Raw genomic sequence first — 6,489 nt, 5'->3', positions numbered from 1 at the left:
CTCCCAGGGACCAGCCCAGCCAGGCCGCCCGGGACGGGGCGGCGCCGAGCACGGCACCGGCCCAGTCGTCCAGCCCCGCCGAGGCCGGCAGCGCCGGGCTGTGGCCGAACCCCGGCAGGTCCACCAGATGCAGCCGGAAATCGGCCTCCAGCAACTCGGCCAGCCCCTGCCAAACGGCGCCGTTCATGCCCCAGCCGTGCAGCAGCACCAGATCCGGCCCCCGGCCCCGTCGTTCTACATATACACTCATCGCAGACACCCGTTATCGATACCGCCCCATGATAAGACGTCTGACCGCCCGCTTACAATCCGGCCCGCTCTGGTGGGGCCAGTGCCTGCTATGCCGGCAGAACTGCACCGGGCAGCCCCTGATCTGCCGCCAGTGCCGCGATGAATTGCCCCGGCTGGAGCGCCCCTGCCCGCGCTGTGCCTTTCCCCTGGCGGTGGAGGACGCCCACTGCGGCCGCTGCCAGCGCCGGCCGCCGCCCTGGCAGCGACTGCGGGTGCTGGCCGATTTCGTTCCGCCCTACACCCGCCTTGTCCACGACCTCAAGTATCAGCACAGGGCCCTCAACGGCCGCCTGTTGGGCCAGTTGCTGGCCGAGGCGGTGGAGCCGCCCTGGCCCGAGGCGATACTGCCGGTGCCCCTGCACTGGTGGCGCCAGTTGCGCCGGGGCTACAACCAGGCGGGGGAAATCGCCCGCGGCCTGGCGGACAGGCTCGCCATCCCCGGCGACAACCGGGTCCTGCGCCGGGGGCGCGCCACCGCCGCCCAGACCCATCTCAATCGCCGCCAGCGCCGGCGCAACCTGCGCGGCGCCTTCGCACTCGGTGCCATGAACTATCGCCATGTGGCACTGCTCGACGATGTCATCACCACCGGCGCCACCATGGCGGAGCTGACCCGGCTGCTGCACGCCGCCGGGGTGGAGCGGGTCGAAGTGTGGGCGCCGTGCCGCACTCTCGAGCACTGACGGCTATTCAAGCGACAACAACAAGGGTATGATAAAAGTTGAGTTGTTTAGTCAGGTTTACGAGGATAGCGATGATTACGATTTCCGAGACCGCCCAGGGCCACTTCCGCAAACTGCTGTCGCAACAGCCGGAAGGCACCAATATCCGGGTGTTTGTGGTCAACCCGGGCACCCCCAATGCCGAGTGCGGTGTTTCCTATTGCCCGCCCGACGCCGTGGATCCGGACGATATGCACCTGCCGTTCGAGGGCTTCGAGGCCATCGTTGATCAGCAAAGCGCGCCTTTCCTGGACGCGGCCGAAATCGACTTCGTCAGCGACCAGATGGGCTCCCAGCTCACCCTGAAGGCGCCCAATGCCAAGATGGCCAAGGTGCCGGACAACGCCCCCCTGGCGGATCGGGTGGAATACGTGCTGCAGTCCCAGATCAACCCGGGGCTGGCCAGCCACGGCGGCAAGGTGGTGCTGACCGAGATCACCCCCGACGGTCTGGCCATACTGCAGTTCGGCGGCGGCTGCAACGGCTGCTCCATGGTCGACGTCACCCTGAAGGAAGGCATCGAGAAGCAGCTGCTCGAGCTGTTCCCGGGCGAGCTGACCGGGGTGCGCGACGCCACCGAACACCAGCGCGGCGAGCACTCCTACTACTGAGCCGCCGACCGCAATCAATACAAAGGGGAGCCTCGATGGCTCCCCTTTTGTTTGTCGATAAGGCCTGATGATACCGGCAAGACCTGCCAAAGGGCCAACTCCGCCGACACGCCGCAAGTACATCCATGTAGGCTCGCACCTGCCGTCCATGACAGGTGACGGTCGGCGGAGCCGTTCCCTTTGTCCGCCTGTTTTGGCATCGACGTGACCGGTTGGAATCAGTTTGGAGGTTTGTCACCGAACCAAAAAAGGCAGAAGTGGCCTTAATTTTCCCCCAATGTCCTCTTCCAGCTTCAAGCTTCAAGCTTCCGGCCCAAGCAGCGTCACTCCGCCTTGCGATCCCGCCCCAGCAGGGCCAGGGCCGCTTCCCGGGCGTTCTTGCCCTGGTACAACACCTGGTAGACCTGCTCGCAGATGGGCATTTCCACCCCGTGGCGGGCGGCCAGCTGGTGCACCTCGGCGGCGTTGCGGTAGCCTTCCACCACCTGGCCGATCTCGGCCATGGCGGTGTCCACGCTCTTGCCCTGGCCCAGGGCCAGGCCGAAGCGGCGGTTGCGGGACTGGTTGTCGGTGCAGGTGAGCACCAGATCCCCCAGCCCCGCCATTCCCATAAAGGTCTCCTGCTCGGCACCCAGGGCCACCCCCAGGCGCTGCAGCTCCACCAGGCCGCGGGTGATGAGCGCGGTGCGGGCGTTGGCGCCAAAGCCCAGGCCATCGGCCAGGCCGGCGCCGATGGCGATGACGTTCTTGACCGCCCCGCCCAGCTGCAGTCCCACCATGTCGTCGTTGAGATAGACCCGGAAGGAGCGGCCGCAATGCAGCAGGTCCGCCAGTTCCCTGGCGAAGCCGGCGTCGGTGGAACCGAGGGAGATGGCGGTGGGCAGGCCCATGGCCAGCTCCTTGGCGAAGGTGGGGCCGGACAGCACCGCCAGCGGGATCTGCTCGCCCAGTATTTCCCGCGCCACCTGCTGCAACAGGTTGCCGCTGGCCGGATCCAGGCCCTTGGTGGCCCAGGCGATGCGGCTGTCGGGCCGCAGGAAGGGCTTGAGCTGCCGGAGCAGGTCCGCGAACACATGGCTCGGCACCACGATCAGCAGGTCGCGGCTGGCCCGCACCGCCCGCTCCAGGCTGGCCTCGGGCTCAAGGCTGGCGGGAAAGGGAGCATCGGGCAGGAACACCTTGTTGCAGCGATCGGCGGCCAGGGTCGCCACCTGCTCGGGCCTGTGGCCCCACAGCAGGGTGCGGTGGCCGTTACGGGCCAGGGCGATGGCCAGCGCCGTACCGTAGGAGCCGGCACCCAGAACCGAGATGGCGGCGGCATCCTGGGTCATCAGGCATCCGCCTGCTGTTGCTGCTGGGCGCGCTGCACATGGGCGGCAAACAGGGCGTCGAAGTTCACCGGCGCCAGGTTCAGCTGCGGGAAGGAGCCCTTGTTAACCAGGCTGGCCACGGTTTCACGGGCATAGGGGAACAGGATATTGGGGCAGAAGGAACCCAGGCAATGGGCCAGTTGCGGCTCGGGCATGTTGCCGATGGTGAAGACGCCGGCCTGCTGGATTTCGCACAGGTAGACGGTGTCCGCTTCACCCATCTTACAGGTGACGGTCAGGGTCAACACCACCTCGAACACGTTGTCGCCCAGGCGGGCGCTCTTGGTGTCCAGATCCAGCTTGACCTCGGGCTTCCACTCCTTCTGGAACACCAGGGGAGTGCCCGGCGCCTCGAAGGACAGGTCCTTCAGATAGATGCGCTGGATCTGGAATTCAACCTGTTGCTGGGCCTGGTTGGCGGCACCGTTTGCTGCTTCAGCCATTGAAGATGTCCTTATAGTGTATGCGGTTTGAAGAAATTAACGCTTGGTCACCGGCAGGTTCTGGCTGCGCCAGTCGGTCATGCCGCCGCGCAAGGCGTAGACCTGCTTGAAGCCGGCCTTGGTCAGCACACGGCCGACGCCGCCGGTGGTCATGCCGGTTTCGCACACCAGCACCAGGGGCTTGTCCTTGAACTTTTCGATCAGGTTCAGATTGTTGGCCTTGAGCTGGCTGGCTGGCGCGTTGATGGCGCCGGCGATATGGCCCTTGCGGAACTCCTCGGCGGAGCGAACGTCCACCACGGCGGCGTCCTGCTTGTTGATAAGCAGCACCGCCTGCTGGGAAGCCACCACCTGCACCTTGCTCAACCTGGAGGCGACGGTCATGTACACCACCGCCGACGCCAGGCCCAGCCAGGCCATGGTCAGCAAGGGATGATTGGCGGCAAAATCGAGATACTCTTGCATGCTGTTACTTCTTTCGGATCAAAATGCGGAAAAGCCCGAGTATACATGGGGTATCGGCAAATAACAGCAGCCCGGCCCCGATAGCGGCCATCGATAGGCGAGGTCTGCGCCGCCCATCGGAAATACCCCTGGCCCGCGGCTGGTGACTAAATCGGCAATTGTAGTAATATGACAGACAGTTTCAGCTTTCTTAACTTCTACTTTCAAATAACAACATAGGGTTACACTATGAACTCGACCAAAAAGCCCCTGGTTCTGATCATCCTCGACGGCTGGGGTTACAGCGAAAAGACCGAACACAACGCCATCCACAGCGCCCGCACCCCTGTGATGGACGATCTGATGAAGAACCGCCCCTCGGTGCTGATCTCCACCTCCGGCCACGACGTCGGCCTGCCCGACGGCCAGATGGGCAACTCCGAAGTGGGCCACGTCAACATCGGCGCCGGCCGCATCGTCTACCAGGACCTGACCCGTATCGACAAGGCCATCGCCGACGGTGACTTCTTCACCAACCCGGTGCTGACCCAGGCGGTGGACGGTGCCAAGGCCAGGGGCCGGGCGGTGCACATCATGGGCCTGCTGTCACCGGGCGGCGTGCACAGTCACGAAGACCAGATCGCGGCCATGATCAAACTGGCCGCCGAGCGCGGGGCCGATGAAATTTACTTACATGCCTTCCTCGACGGCCGCGACGTGGCTCCCCGCTCCGCCCAGGGCTCCATCGAGCGCTTCGAGGCCCTCTTCGCCGAACTGGGCAAGGGCCGCCTGGCCTCCCTCGTCGGCCGCTACTTCGCCATGGACCGCGACAACCGCTGGGATCGGGTGCAGAGCGCCTACGACCTGCTGACCCAGGGCAAGGCCGAGTTCCAGTATGCCTCCGGCGTGGACGCCCTGCAGGCCGCCTATGCCCGGGAAGAGAACGACGAATTCGTCAAGGCCACAGTAGTGGGTGAGCCGGTCGCCATGCAGGACGGCGACGCCGTCATCTTCATGAACTTCCGCGCCGACCGCGCCCGTGAAATCACCCGCGCCTTTGTGGATGAGGACTTCACCGGCTTCGAGCGCGACGCCCGCCCGAGCTTAAGCGACTTCGTGATGCTCACCGAGTACGCCGCCGACATCCACACCAGCTGCGCCTACCCGCCCGAGCAACTGGTCAATACCCTGGGCGAGTGGCTGGCCAAGCACGACAAGACCCAGCTGCGCATTTCCGAAACCGAGAAGTACGCCCACGTCACCTTCTTCTTCAACGGCGGCATCGAGGACTGCTTTCCGGGCGAGCAGCGCGAGCTTATCCCGAGCCCCAAGGTCGCCACCTACGACCTGCAGCCGGAAATGAACTCCGAGCAGCTCACCGACAAGCTGGTCGAGGCCATCGAAAGCGGGGCGTTCGACGTCATCATCTGTAACTACCCCAACGGCGACATGGTCGGTCACACCGGGGTGTTCGAGGCGGCGGTCAAGGCCTGCGAAGCGGTCGACCGTTCCATCGGCCGGGTGGTCGCCGCCCTGGAGAAGGTGGGGGGCGAATGTCTGATCACCGCCGACCACGGCAACGCCGAGCAGATGGTCAACCCCGAGACCGGCGAGATCCACACCGCCCACACCAACCTGCCGGTACCGCTGATCTACGTCGGCCGCGACGCCACCCCGGTGGCGGGCGGCAAGCTGTCGGATCTGGCCCCCACCATGCTGAGCCTGATGGGCATGCAAATCCCCGAGCAAATGACTGGCAAGCCTCTGATGGTTCTGAAATAATCAGGGCCCTATGGGCTGGCACAGACTGATTGTTTCAATGTTGCTTAGCACCGGCCTGATGGCCGGTGCTTTTGCTTGGGCGGATGACGGCGCCGAACTCAAGAAGGTGCAGGGGCAGATCGCCAGCCAGCGGCAGGATGTCCAGCAGCAGCAAAAACAGCTGAAGGAGCTGCAACAGCAGCTCGCCAGGGACGAAAAGGCCATCTCCGCCCAGGCGCGGGAGCTGAACCAGACCCGCAACCGGCTGACCGAGCTCGAGGTCAACCTGGCCCGCCTGGACCGGGAGCACGGGGAACTCAACCGGCAGTCCGAGCACCAGCAACAGCTGCTGGCGGAGCAGCTCAGGGCCGCCTACCAGAATGGCCGTCACGATTACCTGAAATTACTGCTCAACGGCCAGGACAGCACCGACATCGATCGGCTGCTGCACTACTACGCCCACCTCAACCAGGCCCGGGCCGAGGCCCTCAAGGAGCTGGCCCGCACCCGGGAGCAGTTGGCCGACAACCGCCGCCAGGCGGAGCAGAGCCGCAACCAGCTCAACCAGCTGCTGGCCCGACAGCAGGGCGAGCAGCAGAAACTCGAGGCGCAGCAGGCCAAGCGCAACGACACCGCCAAGAAGCTCAACGCCAACCTGGAGCAGGGCAACCAGCGCCTGACCAGCCTGCAGCAGGCCGCCAACCAGCTGGAGCAGCAGATCAAGGCCGCCCAGGAAAGGGCGGCCCGCGAGCAGGCCGCCCGGGAAAAGGCGGAGCGGGAACGGCTGGAGCGCGAACGCCTGGCCCGGGAGCGGGCCGAGCGCGCGGAGCAGGAACGGGCGCAGACA

7 protein-coding genes and 1 pseudogene are annotated in these 6,489 nt (G+C 65.2%); 4 read left to right on the top strand and 4 right to left on the bottom strand.

The features are described 5' to 3' along the window. Nucleotides 1–250: alpha/beta fold hydrolase (locus tag CGX12_RS18510; protein ID WP_142995697.1), on the bottom strand; the 250-nt coding region annotated here is incomplete at its 3' end. A gap of 28 nt (nucleotides 251–278) precedes the next feature. On the opposite strand from CGX12_RS18510, the gene CGX12_RS18505 reads away from it, so the two are divergent. Together CGX12_RS18505 and nfuA are read left to right on the top strand one after the other, a co-directional pair. Beyond that, nucleotides 279–974 (top strand): ComF family protein, encoded by a 696-nt coding sequence (locus CGX12_RS18505; RefSeq protein WP_094041352.1) that lies wholly within the window; start codon nucleotides 279–281, stop codon nucleotides 972–974. A 71-nt stretch (nucleotides 975–1,045) separates the two neighbouring features. Next, a complete protein-coding gene (gene nfuA, locus CGX12_RS18500; protein WP_094041351.1) occupies nucleotides 1,046–1,624 on the top strand; it encodes a Fe-S biogenesis protein NfuA in 579 nt (192 codons plus the stop codon). 323 nt (nucleotides 1,625–1,947) lie between these two features. On the opposite strand, the gene gpsA is transcribed toward nfuA, so the two are convergent. The 3 genes from gpsA to CGX12_RS18485 are packed head-to-tail and all read right to left on the bottom strand — an operon-like array spanning nucleotide 1,948 to nucleotide 3,902. Beyond that, entirely contained in the window at nucleotides 1,948–2,955 is a 1,008-nt protein-coding gene (gene gpsA, locus CGX12_RS18495) for an NAD(P)H-dependent glycerol-3-phosphate dehydrogenase (RefSeq protein WP_094041349.1), read from the bottom strand. Then, nucleotides 2,955–3,437 (bottom strand): protein-export chaperone SecB, encoded by a 483-nt coding sequence (gene secB, locus CGX12_RS18490; RefSeq protein WP_094041348.1) that lies wholly within the window; start codon nucleotides 3,435–3,437, stop codon nucleotides 2,955–2,957. The genes gpsA and secB overlap by 1 nt, the downstream gene beginning before the upstream one ends. A 36-nt stretch (nucleotides 3,438–3,473) precedes the next feature. Further along, the gene (locus CGX12_RS18485; RefSeq protein ID WP_094041346.1) at nucleotides 3,474–3,902 is read right to left on the bottom strand and encodes a rhodanese-like domain-containing protein; all 429 of its coding nucleotides are present in this window, start codon (nucleotides 3,900–3,902) and stop codon (nucleotides 3,474–3,476) included. A 228-nt stretch (nucleotides 3,903–4,130) separates the two neighbouring features. Between CGX12_RS18485 and gpmM the strand changes: the two genes are divergently transcribed. Next, nucleotides 4,131–5,663: a 2,3-bisphosphoglycerate-independent phosphoglycerate mutase gene (gpmM, locus tag CGX12_RS18480; protein ID WP_094041344.1), complete on the top strand. Its 1,533-nt coding sequence runs from the start codon at nucleotides 4,131–4,133 to the stop codon at nucleotides 5,661–5,663. 37 nt (nucleotides 5,664–5,700) lie between these two features. Then, a pseudogene (locus CGX12_RS18475) lies at nucleotides 5,701–6,489 on the top strand (murein hydrolase activator EnvC); the annotation flags it as partial.

It is taken from the genome of Zobellella denitrificans (assembly GCF_002237365.1).
GTDB classification, from domain to species: Bacteria; Pseudomonadota; Gammaproteobacteria; order Enterobacterales; family Aeromonadaceae; genus Oceanimonas; species Oceanimonas denitrificans.
The sequence above is the reverse complement of the archived record's forward strand: the minus strand, read 5'-3'. Positions and strand labels throughout refer to the sequence as shown.

Bases quoted from the DNA above. Each gene is read 5' to 3' on its own strand.
- CGX12_RS18505 (WP_094041352.1), top strand. From the start codon at position 279: ATGATAAGACGTCTGACCGCCCGCTTACAATCCGGCCCGCTCTGGTGG.
- nfuA (WP_094041351.1), top strand. From the start codon at position 1,046: ATGATTACGATTTCCGAGACCGCCCAGGGCCACTTCCGCAAACTGCTG.
- gpsA (WP_094041349.1), bottom strand. From the start codon at position 2,955: ATGACCCAGGATGCCGCCGCCATCTCGGTTCTGGGTGCCGGCTCCTAC.
- secB (WP_094041348.1), bottom strand. From the start codon at position 3,437: ATGGCTGAAGCAGCAAACGGTGCCGCCAACCAGGCCCAGCAACAGGTT.
- CGX12_RS18485 (WP_094041346.1), bottom strand. From the start codon at position 3,902: ATGCAAGAGTATCTCGATTTTGCCGCCAATCATCCCTTGCTGACCATG.
- gpmM (WP_094041344.1), top strand. From the start codon at position 4,131: ATGAACTCGACCAAAAAGCCCCTGGTTCTGATCATCCTCGACGGCTGG.